20 protein-coding genes and 2 pseudogenes are annotated in these 23,784 nt (G+C 67.4%); 15 read left to right on the forward strand and 7 right to left on the reverse strand.

The genetic code is table 11. The features are described 5' to 3' along the window. Window positions 1-38: 38 nt before the first annotated feature. Window positions 39-1,196 (forward strand): ROK family transcriptional regulator, encoded by a 1,158-nt coding sequence (locus B1790_RS23865; RefSeq protein WP_079925768.1) that lies wholly within the window; start codon window positions 39-41, stop codon window positions 1,194-1,196. Here the strand turns inward: B1790_RS23865 and B1790_RS23870 are convergent. Both B1790_RS23870 and B1790_RS23875 read right to left on the reverse strand, forming a co-directional pair. Continuing rightward, a complete protein-coding gene (locus B1790_RS23870; protein ID WP_079925769.1) occupies window positions 1,193-2,071 on the reverse strand; it encodes an LLM class flavin-dependent oxidoreductase in 879 nt (292 codons plus the stop codon). The genes B1790_RS23865 and B1790_RS23870 overlap by 4 nt on opposite strands. Before the next feature lie 57 nt (window positions 2,072-2,128). Continuing rightward, complete coding sequence (locus B1790_RS23875; RefSeq protein WP_079925836.1) at window positions 2,129-3,346, reverse strand: diiron oxygenase; 1,218 nt, start codon at window positions 3,344-3,346, stop codon at window positions 2,129-2,131. Window positions 3,347-3,462: 116 nt separating this feature from the next. On the opposite strand from B1790_RS23875, the pseudogene B1790_RS23880 reads away from it, so the two are divergent. From B1790_RS23880 to B1790_RS23915, 9 genes and pseudogenes are all read left to right on the forward strand, one after another. Next, window positions 3,463-3,985, forward strand: a pseudogene (locus tag B1790_RS23880) (hypothetical protein). A 27-nt stretch (window positions 3,986-4,012) separates the two neighbouring features. Beyond that, window positions 4,013-4,393, forward strand: coding sequence for a phage holin family protein (locus tag B1790_RS23885; protein ID WP_079925770.1), 381 nt, complete (start codon window positions 4,013-4,015; stop codon window positions 4,391-4,393). A gap of 59 nt (window positions 4,394-4,452) precedes the next feature. Further along, window positions 4,453-5,022, forward strand: a complete 570-nt coding sequence (locus B1790_RS23890; protein ID WP_079925771.1) for a (2Fe-2S)-binding protein — start codon at window positions 4,453-4,455, stop codon at window positions 5,020-5,022. A 5-nt stretch (window positions 5,023-5,027) separates the two neighbouring features. Continuing rightward, window positions 5,028-6,005 (forward strand): xanthine dehydrogenase family protein subunit M, encoded by a 978-nt coding sequence (locus B1790_RS23895; protein ID WP_079925772.1) that lies wholly within the window; start codon window positions 5,028-5,030, stop codon window positions 6,003-6,005. Further along, window positions 6,002-8,170, forward strand: a complete 2,169-nt coding sequence (locus B1790_RS23900) for a xanthine dehydrogenase family protein molybdopterin-binding subunit (RefSeq protein ID WP_369832416.1) — start codon at window positions 6,002-6,004, stop codon at window positions 8,168-8,170. Before B1790_RS23895 ends, B1790_RS23900 begins: the two co-directional genes overlap by 4 nt. A 9-nt stretch (window positions 8,171-8,179) precedes the next feature. Then, a pseudogene (locus tag B1790_RS35420) lies at window positions 8,180-8,422 on the forward strand (DNA-formamidopyrimidine glycosylase family protein); the annotation flags it as partial. Window positions 8,423-8,563: 141 nt separating this feature from the next. After that, a complete protein-coding gene (locus B1790_RS35425; protein WP_233165296.1) occupies window positions 8,564-9,037 on the forward strand; it encodes a hypothetical protein in 474 nt (157 codons plus the stop codon). Between the two features lie 106 nt (window positions 9,038-9,143). Beyond that, window positions 9,144-9,893 carry an SDR family oxidoreductase gene (locus B1790_RS23910; RefSeq protein ID WP_079925774.1) on the forward strand — a complete coding sequence of 250 codons (750 nt, stop codon included), beginning with the start codon at window positions 9,144-9,146 and terminating at the stop codon, window positions 9,891-9,893. A gap of 75 nt (window positions 9,894-9,968) precedes the next feature. Beyond that, window positions 9,969-11,258, forward strand: a complete 1,290-nt coding sequence (locus B1790_RS23915; protein ID WP_079925775.1) for an NtaA/DmoA family FMN-dependent monooxygenase — start codon at window positions 9,969-9,971, stop codon at window positions 11,256-11,258. Between the two features lie 12 nt (window positions 11,259-11,270). Here the strand turns inward: B1790_RS23915 and pgi are convergent, their stop codons facing one another. Further along, window positions 11,271-12,938, reverse strand: coding sequence for a glucose-6-phosphate isomerase (pgi, locus tag B1790_RS23920; protein WP_079925776.1), 1,668 nt, complete (start codon window positions 12,936-12,938; stop codon window positions 11,271-11,273). Between the two features lie 49 nt (window positions 12,939-12,987). Here pgi and B1790_RS23925 point away from each other — a divergent pair, with 49 nt between their 5' ends. Then, on the forward strand, window positions 12,988-14,436 hold the full coding sequence (locus B1790_RS23925) for an NAD-dependent succinate-semialdehyde dehydrogenase (RefSeq protein WP_079925777.1): 1,449 nt from the start codon (window positions 12,988-12,990) through the stop codon (window positions 14,434-14,436). A 71-nt stretch (window positions 14,437-14,507) separates the two neighbouring features. Here B1790_RS23925 and B1790_RS23930 read toward each other — a convergent pair whose 3' ends face one another. Further along, the gene (locus tag B1790_RS23930) at window positions 14,508-14,819 is read right to left on the reverse strand and encodes a chorismate mutase (RefSeq protein ID WP_079925778.1); all 312 of its coding nucleotides are present in this window, start codon (window positions 14,817-14,819) and stop codon (window positions 14,508-14,510) included. Between the two features lie 219 nt (window positions 14,820-15,038). Here B1790_RS23930 and pcrA point away from each other — a divergent pair, with 219 nt between their 5' ends. Beyond that, window positions 15,039-17,357 carry a DNA helicase PcrA gene (gene pcrA / locus B1790_RS23935; RefSeq protein ID WP_142271476.1) on the forward strand — a complete coding sequence of 773 codons (2,319 nt, stop codon included), beginning with the start codon at window positions 15,039-15,041 and terminating at the stop codon, window positions 17,355-17,357. 5 nt (window positions 17,358-17,362) lie between these two features. Here pcrA and B1790_RS23940 read toward each other — a convergent pair whose 3' ends face one another. Both B1790_RS23940 and B1790_RS23945 read right to left on the reverse strand, forming a co-directional pair. Next, entirely contained in the window at window positions 17,363-17,941 is a 579-nt protein-coding gene (locus tag B1790_RS23940) for a hypothetical protein (protein ID WP_079925779.1), read from the reverse strand. Between the two features lie 3 nt (window positions 17,942-17,944). Continuing rightward, window positions 17,945-18,994 carry a M23 family metallopeptidase gene (locus B1790_RS23945; RefSeq protein ID WP_079925780.1) on the reverse strand — a complete coding sequence of 350 codons (1,050 nt, stop codon included), beginning with the start codon at window positions 18,992-18,994 and terminating at the stop codon, window positions 17,945-17,947. 261 nt (window positions 18,995-19,255) lie between these two features. Between B1790_RS23945 and sucC the strand changes: the two genes are divergently transcribed. The 3 genes from sucC to B1790_RS23960 all read left to right on the forward strand — a co-directional run bounded on the left by sucC (window position 19,256) and on the right by B1790_RS23960 (window position 23,001). Next, the gene (sucC, locus tag B1790_RS23950) at window positions 19,256-20,419 is read left to right on the forward strand and encodes an ADP-forming succinate--CoA ligase subunit beta (protein WP_079925781.1); all 1,164 of its coding nucleotides are present in this window, start codon (window positions 19,256-19,258) and stop codon (window positions 20,417-20,419) included. Window positions 20,420-20,431: 12 nt separating this feature from the next. After that, the gene (gene sucD / locus B1790_RS23955) at window positions 20,432-21,334 is read left to right on the forward strand and encodes a succinate--CoA ligase subunit alpha (protein WP_079925782.1); all 903 of its coding nucleotides are present in this window, start codon (window positions 20,432-20,434) and stop codon (window positions 21,332-21,334) included. Window positions 21,335-21,465: 131 nt separating this feature from the next. Then, window positions 21,466-23,001 carry an acetyl-CoA acetyltransferase gene (locus B1790_RS23960; RefSeq protein WP_079925783.1) on the forward strand — a complete coding sequence of 512 codons (1,536 nt, stop codon included), beginning with the start codon at window positions 21,466-21,468 and terminating at the stop codon, window positions 22,999-23,001. Here the strand turns inward: B1790_RS23960 and B1790_RS23965 are convergent. Beyond that, entirely contained in the window at window positions 22,979-23,755 is a 777-nt protein-coding gene (locus B1790_RS23965) for a class I SAM-dependent methyltransferase (RefSeq protein ID WP_079925784.1), read from the reverse strand. The two genes, B1790_RS23960 and B1790_RS23965, sit on opposite strands and share 23 nt — an antisense overlap. Window positions 23,756-23,784: the final 29 nt, after the last annotated feature.

The following is a 23,784-nucleotide window of genomic DNA, read 5'->3' on the forward strand; positions in this document are numbered from 1 at the left end:
AAGTGGCGCAGCTTACGCCTCTGGGGTTAAATCGGGTGATGGCCACCGTGGGCGATGTCTTCGCACTGATCAGGGATCGCAGAGACATCACCCGCACGGAAATCGGCCAGGTCACCGGGTTGTCGCGAACGGCGGTCGCCGCGCGAATCGCGGCCCTGAGCGCTCTCGGCCTGGTCCGCGAACGGGAACAGGCACCCTCGACGGGTGGCAGGCCCCCGACGCTGCTCTCCTTCGACGTCGCCGCGGGCATCGTGCTGTCGGCGGCCATCGGCATCAGCCGCACCCGGCTGGCGGTGTGCGACCTGGCCGGTGAGGTGTTGGCGATCACCGACATCGACCAGGAGGTCGCGCTCGGCCCCGACGACCTGATGCCCGACGTCGTCAAGCGCCTCGACGTGATGTTGCAGGACTACCCGGGCGTCCCGGTGTACGGAGTCGGGCTGAGCCTGCCGGGCACGGTGGACCGCGCCCGCGGGTGTAGCCGCGATTCACCGATCCTTCGCGGCTGGGACGGCGTCGAGCTGCGGCCGTACTTCGCGGAGCTGCCCAGCCTGTCGAATGCCCCCGTGGTCTTGGACAACGACTCCAACGCGATCGCCGTCGTCGAGGGGCGTGGCCATGACGACGTCCTCGTGATCAAGGCGTCGAGCGGTCTCGGGGCGGGGATCGTCGCGGGCGGGGTGCTGCAACGCGGCGCCGCGCAGGCCGCAGGCGAGTTCGGCCACACCAAGATCGCTGCGGCAGTTGGCCTTCCGTGCCGCTGCGGCGACACCGGCTGCGTCGAGGCCATCGCAGGTGGCTGGGCACTCGTGCACGCCCTTCAGCAGCAGGGCCGCTCGGTGCGGAACTTGCGCGACGTCGTCGAAATCGCCCACGGAGGTGACGCCGAGGCGCGCCGGATGATCCGCGACAGCGGACGGTACGTCGGCGAGGTGCTCGCCGCCGCGGTGAACCTGTTGAACCCGGCCGTCGTCGTCGTCGCGGGCGACATGGCGGGTGCCTACGAGATCTTCGTGGCCGGACTGCGAGAGACGTTGTACGGCAACGCCACTGCGCAGGCGACCCGGACCCTTGAGGTGATTCCCGCCGCGTACGGCAACCAATCGGGAACCGTCGGCGGCGCCGTCATGGTGCTCGACGAGGTGCTCGGCGCGCGGGCAGTCGACGCCCTGGTGGCGGGAGCGCCCCGGGCCTAACCGGCCTTCGCGATGACGTTCTCCGCGAACCACTCCAGGTTGCGGATCTTGTCGTCGAGCGGCTCGGTGTCGTCGCCCATGATGTAGGGGATGCGGAAGCCGACGATGACGTCGGTGACGCCCTTGTCCTCCAATCGCTTCACGCCGTCGAGGGTGAAACCGTCGATGGAGATGACGTGGATCGCGAACTCGTCGGCCAGCCCGATCCGTTCCTCGTCCTCGCGGTACTTCTTGAGCTTGGCCAACAGCGGGTCGAGTTCCTCGGGGTCGCCGCCGCCGTGCATCCAGCCGTCGTTGCGAGCGGCCCGTCGCAGCGCGGCGTCGGCGTGCCCGCCGACGAGGATCGGCACCGGCTTGGTCGGCGCTGGCGTCATCTTGAAGGCGGGGAAGTCGTAGAACTCGCCGTGGTATTCGAAGTAGTCACCGGAGGTGAGGCCGCGGATGACGTCGATGCACTCGTCCATGCGCTTACCGCGCTTGGCATACGGCACGCCCATGATCTCGTAGTCCTCGGGCCACGGGCTGGTGCCGACGCCGAGGCCGAGGCGGTTGTCGAACATCGCGGCCAGCGAGCCGGCCTGCTTGGCCACCAGGGCAGGCGGTCGGATCGGCAGCTTGAGCACGAAGATGTTGAAGTGCAGCTTGGTGGTCACCGCCGACAGCGCGCCGATGAGGGCGAACGACTCGACGAACGGCTTGCCGTCCAGGAACTCGCGGTTGCCGTCCTCGGTGTACGGATACTTCGAGTCCGACACCTCGGGGTAGGCGACGCTGTCCGGAATGGTCATGGCGTGGTACCCGGCCTCGTCGGCCGCCTTGGCCAACGGGATCAGGTACTTCGGATCGGTCATGGCTTCCGCATAGGTGAACCGCATGAGTCGAATACTAGAACACGTTCTAGTTGACGCGGGGCGAGTTGGCCGAAGCGGCCGCTACGCGAACGGCGGGGTGCCGACGCCGACAACTCCGTAGTTGCCCTGCGGCGTGCGTTCGGTGATGCGGGCCCGTGCCGTCCGGCCGTCCACCGTCAGCGTGGCCAATGGACGCTTGAGCACGTCGTCCGCGATCTCCCCGAAAATTGCTCCCTGCCAATGGTATTGGCCGTCGATCGGCTCGAGGTGCCCGATCAGGCGGACCCGGACGGTGTGGTCGACGTCCCCGACGCGGAGGACGGCCGGGCCGTCGTACAGTTCCCGCTCCTGCGCGGTGGCGACGTCGTCGGTTGGCCGCGCGGACGGCGTGGACGGGAGGAAGTGGGTGCGGGTCCACAGCCGGCGCGCGATCGGACCCATCAAACCGATGTCGGTGAGGAACGCGGCCAGCGGGGCGAAGCCGAGCGCCTGAACGTCGTGGTGGTGGGGGCTGGTGCGGGCGACGCGACGAGCCTCCTTGCCGTCCAGACCAGCCCGTCGATACTGCGCGGCGTTGGTGAACAGGTGCCGGAAGAACAGCCCGCCAACGCCGTTGAGATTGGCCACCCACATCCGGCTGAGCCACGGCATCTCGGCGACACGCTTGCGCGCCCCGTCGCGGGCGAACTGGATGTGCCGAGCTTCTTCGGTGACGTGAATCCGCATGATGCGCTGGACCACCGGTTGCAAGTCGGGATCGTCCATCATGTTGCGCTGCAGCGAGTCGAAGATCTCCTCCCCGACCAGCGCCGCCACCCAGAGGAGCGCACCGCGGAAGGTGAGCGGCAGAAGGTTGATGATCATGCGCTGGTAGCGCTTCGGGCGCATCGGCTTTCCGCCGACCTTCTCGATGGCCCTGCCGAACATCACCATGTGACGGGTCTCGTCACCCATCTCGGTGAGGGCGTAGTGCGTCGAGCGTGCGGTCGGGTCGGCGTGCATCAGGTCGCGCAGCAGCGCCTGGTTGAGAATGTTCTCGAACCAGATGCCCGCCGAGAGCGTGTTGACGAACTCTTGGCGGGACAGTTCGATTTGCTGTTCGCGAGTCATGGCGTCCCACAACGGAGTTCCGTACAGGGAGACCGACTTCGGCGGCAGGAAGAACTTGTCCGGGTCGAGCGGGGCGTCCCAGTCCACGTCCACGACGGGCTCGTAGTACTTCTTCACCGAGCCACGGAGCAGACGCTCGGAGAACTCCTCGCGCGTCGGAGCGCCACTTGCCTTGACGGAGGCTGTCATCGTTGACGTCCCTTCAGCGAACCATGCGCCCATGTGCTTGGAAACCTAATGACGTGGCGCTCACGATGTCAATACCCCGGGTACCGGATACTTCAGGTTTCGGAAGGGGGCCGGTAATGCGCCGGATCCACGTCATCGGCATCGGCGCCGGGGATCCCGGCTACGTGACTGCCCACGACGTCGACGTGTTCTTCGCCTCCGACAAGGGTGCCGTGAAGGACTACCTGGTGTCGCTGCGGCGGGAGATTTGCGAGCGGTTCATCCGCAAACCCGGCTATCGCTTCGTCGAGTTGCCCGATCCGAAGCGGTCCAAGGAAGCTCCCGACGGTGCCGCGTACCGCCAGGTCGTCGCCGACTGGCACGCCGCCCGCGTCGAGTTCACCTACGACGTCATCCCCGGCATCACCGCGATTCAGGCGCTCACCGCGCGACACCGCGGTGGTGATGCTCGACGGCGACTGCGCCTTCCTCGACTGCCCGCCGACGACTAAGATCTGGTGGGGCGCCTACCTAGGAACCCCCGACGAGTTGCTGCTCGAGGGCACCGTCGCCGACGTTGGCGAGCGGATTGCGGCGGTCCGGGCCGAGGCGCGCAACCGGCACGGCTGGATCATGGACATCTATCTGCTGCGGTCCTGACGACCACGGCCGTGGCAGGATCCGCGCATGGTTCAGTTTCTGTTGCGCGCCGGGCTCACCGGTCTGGCGCTGTGGGTCGTCACCAAGTTCGTCGCGGGCGTCGAGTTCGTCGGCGGTGACTCGACGCTGCAGAGGGTCGGCATCATCTTCGTGGTGGCGGTGATATTCGGCCTCGTCAACGCGTTCGTCAAGCCGATCGTGCAACTGATTTCGCTACCGCTGTACATCGTCACCCTCGGGCTGTTCCACGTCGTCGTCAACGCCCTGATGTTGTGGATCACCTCTCGTATCACCGAGAACACCACGCACTGGGGCCTCTACATCGACGACTTCTGGTGGACGGCCATCTGGGCCGCCATCGTGCTGTCGGTCGTCAGTTGGCTTCTCTCGCTGGTCATTCCGGGCTGAATTCCGCCACACTTCACCGAACAAGATCACGGCGTACGCTCGGCTCGGTGGCTCCCGAGATGAACCGCCGAACCTTCGTCGGTGCCTCCATCACCGTCGGTGGTGCCGCTGCCGCCGCGTCGGCGCTCAGTGGGTGCGGTGACGACGCCCCACCCGCCGAGCAACAGACCACCAGAGTGGCGATGCGAATCAACGGCGAGGAGCGCGACGTCGACGTCGACGTGCGGACGTCGTTGCTCGACATGCTCAGGGAGCGTGTCGGGCTCACCGGCACCAAGAAGGGGTGCGACCAGGGTGCCTGCGGCGCCTGCACCGTGCTGCTCGACGACAAGCGGGTGAACTCCTGCCTCACACTGGCGGTCATGCACGACGGTGCCGACGTCAAGACCATCGAGGGCGTGGCCGACAACGGCCGACTCCATCCGCTGCAGCAGGCCTTCGTCGACGCCGATGCGTTCCAGTGCGGCTACTGCACCTCCGGACAGATCATGTCTGGCCTCGGCTGCATCGACGAGGGGCACACCGGGTCCGACGCGGAGATTCGAGAGTGGATGAGCGGCAACATCTGTCGGTGTGGCGCCTATACGAACATCGTCGCCGCCGTCGCGACCGCCGCCAAGAACGCCTGACGCCGGTGTACCCCTTCACCTTCACCAAGGCCGCCGACGAATCCTCGGCGCTGGCCGCGGGCCGCTCGGGCGCCCGGTACATCGCAGGCGGAACCACCCTCGTCGACCTGATGCGGGTGACCGTCGAGCGTCCCGGCTCCGTGGTGGACATCAACGCGCTGCCCTACCGCGGCGTCGACCTCGACGGGCGCGCCCTGCGGATCGGCTCACTGGTGCGGATGGCCGACCTGGCCGCCGACCAACGGGTGCGTCGCCAGTTTCCCGTGATCTCGGAGGCGTTGGAGCTCAGCGCATCAGCGCAACTTCGCAACATGGCGTCCATCGGCGGCAACCTCATGCAACGCCCGCGATGCCTGTACTTCCGTGACGTGTCGGCCAACTGCAACCGGCGCACGCCGGGCAGTGGGTGCGCGGCGACCGGCGGGCTGAACCGCAACCACGCCATCCTCGGCGCCAGCGACCAGTGCGTCGCCACCCACCCCTCGGACCTGGCGGTCGCGCTGGTGGCACTCGACGCGGTCGTCGTGACCCGCGACTCGGGCGGGGACCGACGCGTTCCCGTCGCCGACTTCTTCCGGCAGCCCGGTACGACACCGGATCAGGAACACGACCTCAAGCCAGGCGAGCTCATCGTGGCCGTCGAGGTGCCGACGGGTCCGAGCACCGCCCGGTCGGGCTATCTCAAGATCCGCGACAGGCAGTCCTACGAGTTCGCGGTGACCTCCGCGGCGGTGGCGCTCGACGTCGCCGGCGGCACCGTGCGCGACGCCAAGGTCGCCGTCGGGGGCGTCGCCACCGTGCCCTGGCGGCTCCCGGCAGTCGAGCGGGCCCTCGTCGGACGCCCGGTCTCGCCCGGTCTGTGGCGCGACGCGGCGGCCCGCGCCGCCGACGGCGCAAAGCCGCTGTCCGACAACGGGTTCAAGGTCGATCTGGTGCGACGCGTCGTCGAACGCCAGCTCGCCACGGTGGCGGGTCTTCCGTGACGTACCCCCAGCGGATGACCGATCCCGTGGTCGGCGCGCCACTGTCGCGGGTGGACGGACGGCTCAAGGTGACGGGCGCGGCGCACTACGCCGCCGACAATCCCGTGCCGGACTTCCTCCACGCCGTCCTCGTCTGCAGCACCGTCGCATCCGGTGCGGTGCAGGGCGTCGACGCGGGGGAGGCCCCGCGGTCACCCGGCGTCATCCGCGTCCTCACCGACTTCCGTCCCGTGACCCTGCCCTACGACATCCGGCGCGTCGCCTTCTACGGTCAACCGGTGGCCGTCGTGGTCGGCGACACCCTCGAGGCTGCCACGCACGGTGCCGCGCTGGTCCGGGTGCGGTACTCGCCGGGCCCGTCGAATACGGACATCGATGCACCACTTGCGATTCCGGAGCCAGGGGAACGCCAGACCGACTATGCCCGCGGCCAGCCCGAGGCGGCTCTGCGGGCCGCCGCCGTCGTCACCGACCGGCAGTACGCCATCGCCCGCAACAACCACAACCCGATGGAATTGCCAGCCACCGTCGCCAAGTGGGACGGGGACCGGTTGACGGTCTGGGACAAGACCCAGTCCATCGTCGGCGCCCAGGAAGCCCACGCCGAGGCGCACGGCGTGCCCGTCGACCACGTGCGGGTGATCTCCCCGTTCGTCGGCGGAGCCTTCGGAAGTGCGGGTCAGACCTGGCCGCACCAGCTGCTGGCCTCGTTCGCCGCCCGCCAGCTTGGCAGACCGGTCAAGTTGGTGCTGACCAGGGAACAGACCTACGCGGGCATCGGCTACCGCCCGACAAGCAGGCAGCGCATGGCAATCGGGGCCGACCGGTCGGGGCGCATCGACGCCATCGTCCACGAGGGCCGGACGGAGACGGCGCGCTACGCCTCCTACGAGGACGGCCTGACCGCGTCGCCGAAGTTCATGTACACCAGCCCCAACATGCGCTCCACCTACCGGGTGGTGCCGATGGACGTCAACCAGCCGACCTACATGCGCGGGCCAGGAGCCACGACCGGAACGTTCGCCTTGGAGTCGGCGATGGACGACCTCGCCAACACCATCGGCGTCGACCCCGTCGAGCTGCGGATCCGCAACGAACCCGACCGTGACCAGACCGACGGGCTGCCGTTCTCCACCCGCCGCCTCACCGAATGCCTGCGCCGCGGTGCCGACGAATTCGGTTGGGCGCGGCGCAATCCCGTCCCGGGCGCGATTCGGGAGGGCTCCCAACTGATCGGCATCGGGATGGCTGCGGCGGGCTATCACACCAGCCGCAGCGAATCCGACGCGATGGCCCGGATCAACGCCGACGGCACGGCCGACGTGCAGACCGCGACCAGCGACATGGGACCAGGAACGTACACGTCCATGTCGCAGGTCGCCGCCGACGCGCTGGGCCTGCCCGTCGCCCGCATCCGGTTCGCCCTCGGCGACAGCGCCTACCCTCCTGCGCCGTCGCACTCGGGTTCGCGGACCATGGCCAGCGTCGGGTCGGCGGTGTTCACGGTGGCCAACACGTTGCGCGACAAGATCGTTCGCCTTGCCGTCGTCGACCCCGGTTCGCCGTTGAACGGGATGCAGCCCGCCGACGTCGCGGTCTCAGACGGACGCATGTTCGTCGTCAGGGAACCGTCGCGCGGCGAGAGCTATCGGGATCTGCTGGCCCGGCGCGGCTGGCCGAGCGTCGACTCGCGCGGCACCTGGACGCCCGACACCGCCGACGAACGCTTCTCGATGTACGCCTACGGGGCGGTGTTCGCCGAAGTGGCCGTTGACGATTCGCTGGGCGTGGTCCGCGTCCGTCGCGTCACCGCCTGCTACGACGCGGGCCGCGTGGTCAACCCGAAGCTGGCACACAGCCAGGCGATCGGCGGCATGGTCGGCGGGATCGGCATGGCGCTGCTGGAGGCAACCGAACTCGACCACCGCGACGGTCGCGTCGTGAATGCGAACATGTCCGACTATCTGGTGCCGGTCAACGCCGACGTGCCGGCGCTCGACGCCACCTTCCTGGCCACGGAGGACGCCATCGCCAACCCCATCGGGGTCAAGGGTCTCGGCGAGGTCGTCATCGTGGGGGTCCCCGCCGCCATCGCCAACGCGGTGTTCAACGCGACCGGCAAGCGGGTCACCGACCTGCCCATCCGGTTGGAGAATCTGCTCTAGCCTGGAAACGTGCCGGAACTACCCGAGGTCGAAGCGCTCGCCGACCACCTCCGCCGCCACGCCACGGGCCTGACGGTGGGGCGCGTGGACGTCGCGGCCCTGTCCGTGCTCAAGACCTTCGATCCGCCGCCGACCGCGCTGCACGGGCTGACGGTCACCGGCGCCAACCGGTGGGGCAAGTATCTGGGCCTGCAGGCCGGTGACCTGCACCTGATCACCCACCTGTCGCGGGCCGGCTGGCTGCGCTGGTCGGACAAGCTGTCGCCTGTCCCGCTGCGTCCGGGTGGCAAGAGCCCCATCGCGCTGCGCGTCCACCTTGGTGACGGGGTCGGCTTCGACCTCACCGAGGCCGGTACGCAGAAGCGCCTCGCCGTCTGGCTCGTCGACGACCCGATGAAGGTGCCGCAGATCGCCAGCCTTGGCCCCGACGCGCTGTCGTTGAGCCTGGACGGCTTGACCGCCCTGCTCAAGGGCAACAGCGGGCGCATCAAGACCGTCATCACTGACCAGCGGACGATCGCAGGCATCGGAAATGCCTACAGCGACGAGATACTGCACGTCGCGAAGATCTCGCCGTTCGCCACCTCGAGCAGGCTCAGCGAGCCCCAACTCGGTCATCTGTACGACGCGATGATCTCGGTGCTCACCGACGCGGTGGCCCGATCGGTCGGTCAAGGTGCGGCAACCCTGAAGGGCGAGAAGCGATCTGGGCTGCGCGTGCATGCGCGCACCGGTATGCCGTGCCCGATTTGTGGTGACACCGTGCGTGAGGTGTCGTTCACCGACAAGTCGTTTCAGTACTGCCCGACGTGTCAGACCGGCGGCAAGATCCTGGCCGACCGGCGAATGTCGAAGCTGCTCAAGTAGGTCGGTGGTCGCGACTTCTGCGCCTTGGTCGCGCATTCGGGCGCAGCACGACCCTGGCGCAGAACTCGGCAATGCTTCCCACCGACCGGTTGGTTAGGCTGCGCGGATGACTCGCCAAAGGATCCTCATCACCGGCGCCAGTTCGGGCCTCGGCGCCGGGATGGCCCGCCAGTTCGCCGCCAGGGGGCGTGACCTCGCGCTGTGTGCGCGCCGGACCGACAACCTCGAGGAGCTGAAGGCAGAACTGACCGCGCGGCATCCCGGCATCACGGTGGCCGTCGCCGCCCTCGACGTGAACGACCACGAGGCGATACCGAAGGTGTTCGCCGAGCTGAGCGACGAACTGGGTGGCGTCGACTGCGTCATCGTCAACGCGGGCATCGGCAAGGGGCACCAGCTCGGTGGCGGCAAGCTGTGGGCCAACAAGGCCACCATCGAGACCAACCTCGTTGCGGCCCTGGTGCAAATCGAGACGGCGCTGGAGATGTTCACCGCGGCTGGCGAGGGGCACCTGGTGCTGGTGTCGTCGGTGCTCGGCAACAAGGGCGTGCCAGGGGTCAAGGCCGCCTACGCCGCCAGCAAGGCGGGCGTGAGCTCGCTCGGTGAATCGCTGCGCGCGGAGTACCCGTCGGGACCCATCAAGATCACCGTGCTCGAGCCCGGTTACATCGAGTCCGAGATGACGGCCAAGTCGAAGACCACGACGTTGATGGTCGACAACGAGACCGGCGTCAAGGCCATGGTCGACGCGATCGAGAAGGAGAAGGGTCGCGCCGTCGTGCCGGGCTGGCCGTGGTGGCCGCTCGTCGAGGTGATGAAGGTGTTGCCGCCGAGGCTGACCAAGTTCTTCGCTTAGGCCCCTCTCGCGATTCGCGAGGCGGCGTAACCGGTGCGACACGACGGGGAAACACGGTTCCGCTTGTCTTGAGCCATGTTTCATCTTGGCTGGTTCCTGAACTTCGTCGCCGACGAGTGGAACGGGACGTGGGGCGACGGTGGCAGGGACTTCACCGGCGACTTCTACGTCGAGGTGGCGCGCGACCTCGAGCGCGCCAAGTTCGACTACGTCCTGCTCGAGGACAAGTTGATGGTGTCGACGGCCTACGGCGGGACCATGGAGTACGACCTCAAGCACGGGGTGAATCCCAAACACGACCCCGTGCCGCTCGCGGTGCTGATGGCCAACGCCACCACGCGACTCGGCGTCGTTCCGACCATGTCCACGAGCTTCTACCCGCCGTTCCTGCTGGCTCGGCTTGCCAGCACCATCGACCACATCGCCCGCGGCCGGTTCGGCTGGAACGTGGTGACCTCCGCCGAGGACCGGTCAGCCCAGAACTTCGGGTTGGACAAGCTCTGGGAGCACGACGAGCGCTACGTGCGCGCCGCCGAGTACCTGGAGTTGGTGACCAAGCTGTGGGAGTCGTGGGAACCCGATGCGATCGAGCGCAACCACATGACGGGCACGTACGCCAACTACAAGAAGGTCCACACGGTCGACTTCGAGGGTAAGTACTTCAAGTCTCGCGGCCCGCTGAACACCGCACCGTCGCCGCAACACCGCCCGACGATCGCGCAGGCCGGCGCCTCGCCGCCGGGCCGTGAACTCGCTGCCAAGCACGCGGACACGATCGTCACCCCCGCCAACGGCGTCGAGGAGATGAAGGCCTACCGCGACGACATCCACGCCAGGATGGCGGCCAACGGCCGCGATCCGGCGCACTGCAAGGTGCTCTTCCTGGTGTCGCCGATCGTCGCGGACACCCACGACGAGGCGCTCGCCAAGCGCGAGCGGTGGTTCAGCGATCCGCTCTACGTCGAGTACATGCTTGCCGAAATCTCGTCGATCACCGAGATCGACTTCGCCCAGTTCGACCTGGACGAACCCCTGCCCGAGCTGTGGACGAACGGCGAGCGAGGCGCCCTTGCGAGTTTCGTGGCGGGCGGGAAGGACAAGACGCTGCGCGAATTGGTCACCGGCAGTGGGATGTCCAGCAACATCCCCTTCGTCGGGACCCCTGCCGAGGTGGCCGAGGAGATGGGCGACGTGATGGCGGATGTCGGCGGTGACGGCTTCCTCATCACCAGTCCGGTGATGCGGTTGAACCGCCGCTACGTCACCGAGATCACGGACGGGCTGGTCCCGGAACTCCAGCGGCGCGGTCTCGCCCGGTCGGAGTACACCACCACGATGTTGCGGGATCACCTCCGCGAGTTCTAATCGCAAGGGGTGTCAGGCGCTGCGGCCGCGTTCCTGGCGGTAGTGCCGCACCAGCGCATCGGTCGAACTGTCGGACTGCTCGGCGGGCGCGGCGTCCTCGGTGAGAACCGGAAGCAGTGAATTCGCCTGCGTCTTACCTAGTTCCACACCCCACTGGTCGAAGGAGTCGATGCCCCACACGACGCCCTCGGTGAACACCTGGTGTTCGTAGAGCGCCACCAGCTGGCCGACCACAGACGGCGTCAGCTTGGTCGCCAGGATCGAGGTGCTCGGCCGGTTGCCTGGCATCACCTTGTGGGGGACCACCTCGGCCTTGGTGCCCTCGTCGGCGATCTCCTCGGCGGTCTTGCCGAACGCCAGCACCTTGGTCTGGGCGAAGAAGTTGCTCATCAGCAGGTCGTGCATGCTGCCGGTGCCGTCCCGGGTCGGCAGGTCGTCGGTGGGCTGGGAGAACCCGATGAAGTCGGCGGGGATCAGCCGGGTGCCTTGATGCAGCAATTGGTAGAACGCGTGCTGACCGTTGGTTCCCGGCTCGCCCCAATAGATTTCGCCGGTCGAGGTGGTAACGGGGCTGCCGTCGGCCCGCACCGACTTGCCGTTGGACTCCATCGTCAACTGCTGCAGGTACGCCGCGAAGCGCGCCATGTCGTTCGAGTACGGCAGCACCGCGCGCGCCTGGGCGTCGAAGAAGTCGTTGTACCACAGGCCGATGAGGCCAAGCAGCACAGGCGCATTCGCCTCCAGCGGCGTCGTGCGGAAGTGCTCGTCGACGACGTGGAAGCCGGCGAGGAACTCGGCGAAACGCTCCTTGCCGATCACGGCCATCACCGAAAGTCCGATCGCGGAGTCCACCGAGTAGCGGCCACCCACCCAGTCCCAGAAGCCGAACATGTTGGCCGTGTCGATGCCGAATTCGTCGACCAACTTCTCGTTGGTTGAGACCGCGACGAAGTGCTTCGACACCGCCTCATCGCCAAGCGAATCGGTGAGCCAGCGGCGGGCCGCCGTCGCGTTGGTCAACGTCTCCAACGTCGAGAACGTCTTGGACGCGACGATGAACAACGTCGAGGCGGGATCGAGTCCGTCGAGCTTGGCGACCAGGTCGGCGGGGTCGACGTTGGAGACGAAGCGGGCCGAGATGCCGGCGTCGGCGTAGTGGCGCAGTGCCTGGTAGACCATCACCGGGCCAAGGTCCGAGCCGCCGATGCCGATGTTGACGACGGTGGTGATGCGTTCACCGGTGGCACCCGTCCACTCACCGCTGCGGAGCTTGTCGGTGAACGCCCCCATCGAGTCCAAGACCTCGTGCACGTCGGCGACCACGTCCTGACCGTCGACGGTCAGCGAGGCGTCCTTCGGCAGCCGCAGCGCCGTGTGCAGCACCGCGCGGTCCTCCGAGGTGTTGATGTGCGCGCCCGTGAACATCGCGTCACGCTTGCCCTCGAGGTCGGCCGCCTTGGCCAGGTCGACGAGCAGGCTCAGCGTCTCCCTGGTCACCCGGTGCTTGCTGTAGTCGACGTACAAATCGCCGACGGTGAGCGTCAGTTCCCGACCGCGGGCGGGGTCCTCGGCGAAGAAGTCCCTGAGGTGCCTTTCGCCGACCTCCTGGTGATGGCGAACCAATGCGTTCCACGCCGGTGTGGCGGTGATGTCGGGAATCCGGGCGGTCTCAGCACTCATATCTCGACCCTAGTGCGACGCCGCTTTCGAAGGTGTAAATGATGGACGTATGGATATCGAAAAGCTGCTGTCATCCGTACCCACCGGTCTGTGGATCGGTGGTGAGGAGCGTGCGGCATCGTCGACCTTCGACGTGCTCAACCCGGCGACCGACGAGGTGTTGACGGCGGTCGGCGACGCCACCCCGGCGGACGGCATCGCGGCGCTCGACGCGGCAGCGGCCGTGCAGGGCGAGTGGGCCGCCACGGCGCCCCGGGAGCGCGGCGAAATCCTGCGCGCGGTGTTCGAGGCGATCACCGCGCGCGCCGAGGAGTTCGCGACGCTGATGACGCTGGAGATGGGCAAGGTGCTCGCCGAGAGCATGGGCGAGGTGAAGTACGGCAGCGAGTTCTTCCGCTGGTTCTCCGAGGAGGCGGTCCGCATTGGTGGCCGCTACACCAAGGCTCCGGCGGGCACCGGTCGCATCATCGTGACCAAGTCGCCCGTCGGCCCGTGCCTCGCCATCACGCCGTGGAACTTTCCGCTGGCCATGGCCACCCGCAAGATCGGCCCCGCAGTGGCGGCGGGCTGCACGATGATCGTCAAGCCCGCGCAGGAGACGCCGCTGACGATGCTGCTGCTTGCCAAGCTGATGGACGATGCCGGCCTGCCCAAGGGCGTGCTGTCGATCCTGCCGACCAGCAAGCCCGGTGACCTCACCACGGCGCTGATCGACGACGGCAGGCTGCGCAAGCTGACGTTCACTGGCTCGACCGGCGTCGGCAAGGCCCTGGTCAAGCAGAGTGCCGACAAGCTGCTGCGGCTGTCGATGGAGCTGGGCGGCAACGCGCCGTTCATCGTCTTCGACGACGCCGACGTCGACGCGGCCGTCGAGGGTGCGCTGCTGGCCAAGATGCGCAACGGCGGCGAGGCCTGCACGGCGTCCAACCGGTTCCACGTTGCCAACGCGGTGCGCGCCGAATTCACCGAGAAGCTGGTGAAGCGGATGAGCGAGTTCAAGCTGGGCAACGGGCTGGACGAGTCCTCGACGCTGGGGCCGCTGATCAGCGCCAAGCAGATCGCGACGGTCGAGGACCTGGTGTCCGATGCCGTGTCCAAGGGCGCCACCGTCGCCGTCGGCGGAGTCAAGCCAGAAGGGGCCGGCCACTTCTACCCGGCGACGGTGCTGGACGGCGTGCCCGCCGAGGCGCGCATCTTCAAGGAGGAGGTCTTCGGACCCGTCGCGCCCGTCATCGGCTTCGACACCGAGGAAGAGGGCATCGCAGCGGCCAACGACACCGAGTACGGGCTGGCGGCCTACATCTACACGCAGGGATTGGATCGCGCGCTGCGGGTGGCCGAGGCGATCGACGCCGGCATGGTGGGCGTCAACCGCGGCGTCATCTCCGACCCGGCGGCGCCGTTCGGTGGCGTCAAGCAGTCCGGGTTCGGCCGCGAAGGTGGCTCCGAGGGCATCGAGGAATACCTCGAGACCAAGTACATCGCGCTGACCAACTAGCGGCTACGGGCCGCCCCGAACCTCGGGGCGGCCCGGTGAAGCCTGCTGCGCCGCAACGCATTCGGATGGTCCTAGTGGCCGAGGCGGCCGCGGCCAAGGCGGAGCAGGATCATGGCCAGATCCTTGCCCTCTGGACCTAGCGAGCTGTATCGCTCGATGACCTTCATTTCGCGACTGTGCACGAGGCGGGTGCCACCGGAGGCCATCCTGGCCTTGCCGATCATCTGCGACACCTCGGCACGGCGCTGCACCGCGGCCAGGATCTCGGCGTCGAGCCGGTCGATCTCAAGGCGCAGATCGTCGATGTCGATCGTGGGTTCGGTTTCGGTACTCATCGGTGGTGACTCCGCTTTCTCGTCGTCTCGTGTGGGTTCTGGTTTCATCCGCAATCCGGCCTCACACAAGAGACGAGCCCCGGATCGCAGAAGCGGACCGCGGGGCTGAAGGGATTCAGCTAGACCACGGGCACCGCAGGTCGGTACCCGTACGTAAATCGTCCACGCTGATTTAGCACGGCACCGAGTGTGCCACCGAGGGCTACGTCCGCGCAAAGAACGGGTTGCCGCCGGGTGTCTCTGGTCAGCGGTAAGTTGAGTGCCGACATGACGATCGCTACTGAGACTGATCAGCTGCTGGACGGGCTCAACCCCCAGCAGCGCAAGGCAGTGCTGCACGAAGGCTCGCCCCTGTTGATCGTCGCGGGCGCCGGGTCGGGCAAGACGGCGGTGCTCACGCGCCGCATCGCCTACCTGCTGGCCGCCCGTGACGTGGGGGTCGGGCAGGTGCTTGCCATCACCTTCACCAACAAGGCCGCCGCCGAGATGCGGGAGCGGGTGGTCGAACTGGTGGGCGCCCGGGCTAGATCAATGTGGGTGTCGACGTTCCACTCCACCTGTGTGCGGATCCTGCGCAACCAGGCGTCGCTGCTGCCCGGGCTGAACTCGAACTTCTCGATCTACGACGCCGACGACTCGCGCCGTCTGCTGATGATGATCGCCAAGGACATGGGGCTCGACACCAAGCGGTACTCGCCGCGATTGTTGGCCAACTCGATCTCCAACCTGAAGAACGAACTGATCGACCCCGACAAGGCGGCCTTCGAGGCGACGGAGGGTGAAGACGACCTCGCCCGCATCGTCGCCCAGGCCTACGCCGAGTACCAGCGCCGGCTGCGAGCCGCCAACGCGCTCGACTTTGACGACCTGATCGGTGAGACGGTCGCCGTACTTCAGGCGTTTCCCCAGATCGCCCAGTACTACCGGCGACGCTTCCGGCACATCCTGGTCGACGAGTACCAGGACACCAACCATGCGCAGTACGCGCTGGTGCGCGAGCTGGTCGGCCATGATCTGGAGGAGGGCGCCGACGGCGTGCCGCCCGCCGAACTGTGCGTCGTCGGTGACGCCGACCAGTCGATCTACGCCTTCCGCGGGGCGACCATCCGCAACATCGAGGACTTCGAGCGCGACTACCCGAACGCGACGACGATCCTGCTGGAACAGAACTACCGGTCGACGCAGAACATCCTGTCGGCCGCGAACTCCGTCATCTCCCGGAACACGGGACGCCGGGAGAAGCGGTTGTGGACCGACGCCGGCGAGGGCGAGCTGATCGTCGGCTACGTCGCCGACAACGAACACGACGAGGCCCGGTTCATTGCCGAGGAGGTCGAGGCGCTCACCTCTCGCGGTGACGTGAACTACTCCGACGTCGCCGTGTTCTACCGCACCAACAACTCGTCGCGCGCCGTCGAGGACGTGTTCATCAGGGCCGGCATTCCCTACAAGGTGGTCGGCGGCGTCCGGTTCTACGAGCGTAAGGAAATTCGCGACATCGTCGCCTACCTCCGCGTGTTGGACAACCCCGGCGACGCCGTGAGCATGCGACGCATCCTGAACACGCCGCGCCGCGGGATCGGCGACCGCGCCGAGGCGTGCGTCGCGGTTCACGCGGAGAACACCGGCGGCACGTTCAACGACAGCCTGCAGGCCGCTGCCGAAGGCCGGGTGCCGATGCTGAACACGCGCTCGGAGAAGGCGATCGCCGCGTTCGTCGGATTGCTCGACGAGCTGCGCGGGTTGCTCGACGACGAGCTGGGCAACCTCGTCGAGGCCGTCCTCGAACGCACGGGATATCGCCGCGAGCTCGAGGCGTCGAACGATCCTCAGGACCAGGCGCGGCTCGACAACCTCAACGAACTCGTCAGCGTCGCACACGAATACAGCATCGACGCGGCCAACGCCGCCGCGCTGCGCGAAGAGGATCCCGAGCTTCAGGACGAGGACGTGCCGGACACCGGGGTGCTGGCTCAATTCCTGGAGCGGGTGTCGCTGGTCGCCGACGCGGACGGCATCCCCGACGAGGGGTCAGGCGTCGTGACGATGATGACGTTGCACACGGCCAAGGGCCTGGAGTTCCCAATGGTGTTCGTCACCGGCTGGGAGGACGGCATGTTCCCGCACATGCGTGCCCTGGGCGATCCGATGGAGCTGTCCGAGGAGCGACGCCTCGCCTACGTCGGCATCACCCGCGCCAGACAACGGTTGTACCTGAGCCGCGCGAAGGTGCGGTCGTCATGGGGTCAGCCGATGCTCAACCCCGAATCGCGGTTCCTTCGCGAGATTCCACAGGAGCTCATCGACTGGCGTCGAGTCGAGGCGCCGCAGTCGTCGTTCGGCGTACCCGCCAGTGGCGCAGGACGATTCGGCACGCCGCGGCCCGCGCCCGCCCGCACGTCTGGTGCCCGCAACCGGCCGGCGATCACGCTGGAGCCCGGTGATCGGGTCACGCACGACAAGTACGGTCTTGGCCGGGTGGAAGAGGTCTCCGGCATGGGTGAGTCCGCGATGTCGCTCATCGACTTCGGCAGCGCGGGTCGGGTAAAGCTGATGCACAACCACGCGCCGATTCAGAAGCTGTAACCGACTCAGCGGCACCAGCGGCCCGTGGCGGGCAGCAGCGCAAGGGTGATCGCGGCGACGGGAAGTATCGGGATGCCGTATACGAGCTGGGGCAGGTCGGCGCCTGCGACGAAGAGGCCTGCGAAGATCATCAGGGCGACGACGGAGCCGACGACGATCAGCAATCGGCCGATGCGTTGGCGCAGCAGCAGTGAGATCAGCCCTCCAATGGTCGCCGCAGCCGACACGGCGGTGAGGAAACCTATTGCGATGCAAAACAATTCGTCGGTGCCCCACCAGCCGCTGATGAGCGAGGTGGCGATGACGGCCGTCGCCCAGCCGCTGATGATGCTGACCGTCGCGGTGGCAGACGCCGCGAGAGGGCTCTGACGGGTGACGGGCGGTTGCTGACGCGGCAGGGGTGGCGGCGCGGCCTGCGGGATGAAGCTGGTCTGTGGCTCGGGGGCTGTGGGAAAGGCGCCCGTGGGGCTCCTCCGGATGATGCCGGTGTGCTGCTCTGAGAACTCAGGAGATGGTGGTGGGGCAGCCTCTGGCTGCCGCCGGATGATGCGGGTTTCCTCGGATGGGGGTCCGCCGGAGGTCACCGGTCAGCCGACGTAGTTGCCGGGGCTCAGACCCTTCGCGGCGAGCCACGGCACGGGGTCGACGAAGTCGGTGCCGTTCTTCAGGACCGAGAAGTGCAGGTGCGGTCCCGTGGACTGACCGCGGTTGCCGATGGTGGCGATCTGGTCGCCCGCCATGACTCGCTCGCCTGGGGTGACGAGCCAGGTGTTGACGTGGCCGTACAGGGTGACGGTGCCGTCGGAGTGCCGGATCTTGACCCAGGCGCCGTAGCCGGCGGTGAGCCCGGCGTCGGTGACGACGCCGTCCGCGGCGGCCACGATGGGCGTTCCGATCGAGTTGGCGATGTCGATGCCTGCGTGCAGGACGCCCCAGCGGTACCCGAAGCCGGACGTCCACACCCCGCGGGCAGGCATGACGTACATGGGCCTGGAGAGCCGCGCCTCGCGCTCGGCGCGCTCGGCGGCGAAGGCGGCACCGTTGGCGAGTTCTTGGCTGTGTACGGCCTCGCTGGCCACTGGCGCGACGGTCACGATCTGCATGCCATCCGACGAGCCGGTGATCGCGGCGCCGTCGACGAAGGCGTTGGGTCCCGCGGCGACCATCTGGTCGACGGGGGCCTTGTCGGAGGCGTTGACCACCGAGTAGGCGGCAGCGGCGGTGGCGCCCGCAGCCATCGCGGCGGCGACGAGCCGAGCCTTGACGTGGCCTTCGCCGACCTTGCGGTGCAGGCCGCGGCGGCTCGACATGTCGATGACGTCGGTGTTCTCCATGCCGTCGCTGACATCGGTGTAGCTGTCGCGGTAGGCGTGGGTGGACCGGCGCTCGTCACCGGAGCGGGGACGGAACTGGGCGGGGACGGCAAGCCGCAGCGGCGTCAGGTCGTCGGTGTCGTGTAGGTCGTCGAGCTCGGGGGCGCGAATCACCCGTGACTCGCGATCGAATGCGCCAGCGTTGCTGAAGTCCAAGTCGTCGAGATCGCCGAACTCGTTGAACGGGATGATGTCGGTGGTGGTGGCGTCATAGTGGGTCGTCGAGGTCTCACGAGGTGCCCGTGATGAACCTTGCTCAGCCAACCCAAATGTCCTTCGCGCCGTGACCGTTCCGTGACTTAGACCAGAGGCACGTTAACCAAAATCCAATGTTGGTGGCAACCCGTGGCCATATTCCGCCGGATATTGTGACTTGTATCACTACAAGGGTCCCGGTGAGATGTACCACATGGGCGGGCCGGGGTGCGGATCACATTGGGGTGTGTGGATAAAGTTCCTTCCGAGCCATTCTGGCCGAAACGTAGGTAAACAACCAATCAGTCAAAGCAGACAGACGGTGAGCCCATGGATCTCTTCGAATACCAGGCGAAGGAGCTGTTCGCCAAGCACAACGTCCCAACCACCCCGGGTCGGGTAACCGACACGGCTGAGGACGCCAAGGCGATCGCCGAGGAAATCGGCAAGCCAGTGATGGTGAAGGCCCAGGTCAAGGTCGGCGGTCGAGGCAAGGCCGGCGGCGTCAAGTACGCGGCCACTCCCGATGACGCCTTCACCCACGCGCAGAACATCCTCGGCCTGGACATCAAGGGTCACGTCGTCAAGAAGCTGCTCGTCGCCGAGGCCAGCGACATCGCGGAGGAGTACTACATCTCCTTCCTGCTGGACCGCTCGAACCGCACGTACCTCGCCATGTGCTCCGTAGAAGGTGGCGTGGAGATCGAGGAAGTGGCCGCGACGAAGCCCGAGCGGCTCGCCAAGGTCCCCGTTGACGCCGTCAAGGGCGTCGACCTCGCCTTCGCCCGCTCGATCGCCGAGCAGGGCCACCTGCCCGCCGAGGTGCTGGACGCCGCCGCGGTGACCATCCAGAAGCTGTGGGATGTCTTCGTCGGTGAAGACGCCACCCTGGTCGAGGTGAACCCCCTCGTCCGCACGCCGGACGATCAGATCCTCGCCCTCGACGGCAAGGTCACCCTCGACGCCAACGCCGACTTCCGTCAGCCGGGCCACGAGGAGTTCGAGGACAAGGACGCAACGGACCCCCTCGAGCTCAAGGCCAAGGAGAACGACCTCAACTACGTCAAGCTCGACGGTGCGGTCGGCATCATCGGCAACGGCGCGGGTCTGGTCATGTCGACCCTCGACGTCGTCGCGTACGCCGGTGAGAAGCACGGCGGCGTGAAGCCCGCCAACTTCCTCGACATCGGTGGTGGCGCCTCGGCAGAGGTGATGGCCAACGGGCTCGACGTGATCCTCAACGACAGTCAGGTCAAGAGCGTGTTCGTCAACGTCTTCGGTGGCATCACCGCGTGTGACGCGGTGGCCAACGGCATCGTCGGTGCGCTGAAGAAGCTCGGCGACGAGGCCAACAAGCCGCTGATCGTCCGTCTCGACGGCAACAACGTCGAAGAGGGTCGCCGCATTCTGGCCGAGGCGAACCATCCGCTGGTGATCCAGGCCGACACGATGGACGCCGGCGCCGACAAGGCCGCCGAGCTGGCGAACAAGTAAGGGACGCTTGATATGTCGATTTTTCTGAATAAGGACAGCAAGGTCATCGTCCAGGGCATCACCGGCGGCGAGGGCACCAAGCACACCGCGCTGATGCTGAAGGCGGGCACGCAGGTGGTCGGCGGCGTGAACGCGCGCAAGGCCGGTACGACCGTCTCGCACAAGGACAAGGACGGCAACGACCTGGAGCTGCCGGTGTTCGGCAGCGTCGCCGAGGCCATGAAGGAGACCGGCGCGGACGTGTCGATCGCCTTCGTGCCGCCCGCCTTCTCCAAGGACGCGATCATCGAGGCGATCGACGCCGAGATCCCGCTGCTGGTCGTCATCACCGAGGGAATCCCGGTGCAGGACAGCGCCTATGCGTGGGCCTACAACGTCGAGAAGGGTCAGAAGACCCGGATCATCGGCCCGAACTGTCCGGGCATCATCACCCCCGGTGAGTCGTTGGTCGGCATCACGCCGAACAACATCACCGGCAAGGGGCCGATCGGCCTGGTGTCGAAGTCGGGCACGCTCACCTACCAGATGATGTACGAGCTGCGCGATCTCGGCTTCTCGACGGCCATCGGCATCGGCGGCGACCCGGTCATCGGCACCACCCACATCGACGCCATCGAGGCGTTCGAGAAGGATCCCGAGACCAAGGTCATCGTGATGATCGGCGAAATCGGCGGCGACGCCGAGGAGAAGGCCGCCGACTACATCAAGGCCAACGTCTCCAAGCCGGTCGTCGGCTACGTCGCGGGCTTCACCGCGCCCGAGGGCAAGACGATGGGCCACGCCGGCGCCATCGTCTCCGACGGTGCCGGTACCGCCGACGGCAAGAAGGTGGCCCTGGAGGCCGCGGGCGTCAAGGTCGGCAAGACGCCGTCGGAGACCGCCAAGCTGGCCAGGGAGATCCTCGAAAGCCTGTAAGTTCCTCCGCGAACAGACGCAAAGGGCCCTCGATCCGCGTGATCGAGGGCCCTTAGCGTCTGCTCGCGAGGGTGGGTGGTCGAGGCGCGCGGAGTTGGAACACGTTCCAGTTTCAGTTAGCCTGACGAACTATGCAGGTAGATCCCCATACCCCGGTCGTCGTCGGCGTCGGTCAGTTCACCGAACGCATCGGCACCCCCGACTATCGCGGCATGTCGTCGGTCGACCTCGCCACCGAGGCGGTACGGGCGGCCCTCGCCGACACCGGTGCCGACGTGGCCGCCGTCGCGCAGGCGGTCGAGGTGTTCGCCGGGTTGCGGCAATTCGAGATCTGCACACCCTTCGGCGACCCGCCCCTTGGCGCATCGGACAACTACGTGCGTTCGGTGGCGCAGCGCGTCGGCGCCGATCCGGCGCGGGCCATCCTGGAGCCGATCGGCGGCAACGGACCGCAGAAGCTGATGACGGAGTTCGCCGCCGCGATCGCCGCCGGTGACCACGAGGTGGTGCTGATCCTCGGCTCGGAGAACGGCTCGACGCTGAAGACCTTCGCCGATCGCGACCACAAACCCGATCACGGCGAGACCGTCGGCGGTCAACTCGAGGACCGCGGCTTCGGCTTCGAGCAGTACACGAGCGAGTACACCGCCACACACGGGCTGACCGGCGCGCCCGTGCAGTACGGACTGCTCGACAACGCGCGGCGTGCCCGGTTGGGCCTCGACGTCGGGGATTACCGCCGCCGGATGGCGGAGCTGTTCGCGCCCTTCTCGAAAGTCGCTGCCAAGAAACCGTTTTCGTCGTCCCCGGTGGAGCGGTCGGTCGACGAGATCGAGACCGTGACCGACGAGAACCGGATGATCTGCGACCCGTATCCGCGACTGCTGGTGGCCCGCGACACCGTCAACCAGGGCGCCGCCGCGCTGGTGATGTCGGTGGCCGCCGCCCGTCGCCTCGGAGTGCCAGAGGAGAAGTGGGTCTACCTGCGCGGGCACGCCGACCAGACCGAGCAGGACCTGCTGGACCGGGCCGACCTCGGTGTCAGCCACGCGGCGAAACAAGCTGTGTCGGAAGCGCTTCGGGGTGCCGGCATCGGGATCGACGACGTGGCGACGTTCGACCTCTACAGCTGCTTTCCGTTCCCGGTGTTCGCGGTGTGCGACGAGTTCGGACTCGCCGACGACGACCCGCGGGGGCTCACGCTCACCGGCGGTCTGCCGTACTTCGGCGGGCCGGGAAACAGCTACTCGCTGCACGGCATCGCCGAGACCGTCGCCGAGATGCGCGAGAGGCCGGGAACGTTCGGGCTCGTCGGCGCCAATGGTGGTGTCATGAGCAAGTATTCGGCCGGGGTGTACTCCACCGCGCCCGCCGACTGGGAGCCCGACCGCGGCAAGGCGCTGCAGGGCGACATCGCGGCGCTGCCGAAGGTGCCGGTCACTCGCACCGCCGACGGACTCGGAACGATCGAGACCTACTCGGTGCGCTACGACTGGCCGGTCACGACGGGCGTCATCATCGGGCGGCTCGCCGCGGACGGCAGCCGGTTCATGGCGCTCACCGAGGACGACGATCTGGTGGCGTTGATGACCGGGGGAGACCCGCTCGGCGCCGCGATCACCGTCACCTCGACCGAGGACGGGGTCAACCGCGCGACGCTAGCGTGACATCCGATCGCGTACAGATCAGCGCCAGTGCGTCATTGGTCGCACTGACCCCCTCGTTGCCGAGCACGTCTCGCAGGCGTTCGCGTAGTGCGGTCTTCGCGGCCGGTGCCAGCACGACGTGGTTGGAGTGGGTGAAGACGAGGCTCAGCCAGTCTTCGGTCGAGTAGTGCAGCTCTTCGCCGACCTCGACGCGCTCGACCGCGAACTCGCCTCGGCGCAGCATCGCGTGCAGCGCGGTCTCGGCGTTGTTCGCCGACGTCGACGCGGGCGTGGTGACGCCGTACTCGGCGGAGATCCGTTCGAGTCCGCGCCGTGTCGAGTCGCTCGGCATGATGCGGTTCCACATCAACGCCAGCCGGCCGCCGGCGGTGAGCAGCGACGCCAGCTTCGGCAGGGCGACGTCGGGGTCCACCCAGTGGAACGACTGCCCGAAGGTGACGAGGTCGAACGTGCGGTCACGGGGCTGCCACTGTTCGAAAGTGCTGCGCTCGAACGGAATTCCCTTCGCGAGGCACCGTGCCGCCATCTGCTCGTCCGGTTCGACGGCCAGTACGTCGGCCCCGGCGCTCATGAGTTGAGCCGACAGGATGCCGGTGCCTGCCCCCACGTCGAGAACGGTCAGGCCGGGCGCCGTCACCAGCCGCTCGATCAACGCCTGCGGATACCGCGGGCGATGGCGGTCGTACTCGTCGGCCACCGAGCCGAACGACTCGGCGCGGCGACGGTCGGTGAAGACGGGGGTGGGCTCTGCCATGTCACCAGGATGCCCGCTGTGGCTGGGAA

Source organism: Mycobacterium sp. AT1 (genome assembly GCF_002043095.1).
Taxonomy (GTDB): Bacteria; Actinomycetota; Actinomycetes; order Mycobacteriales; family Mycobacteriaceae; genus Mycobacterium.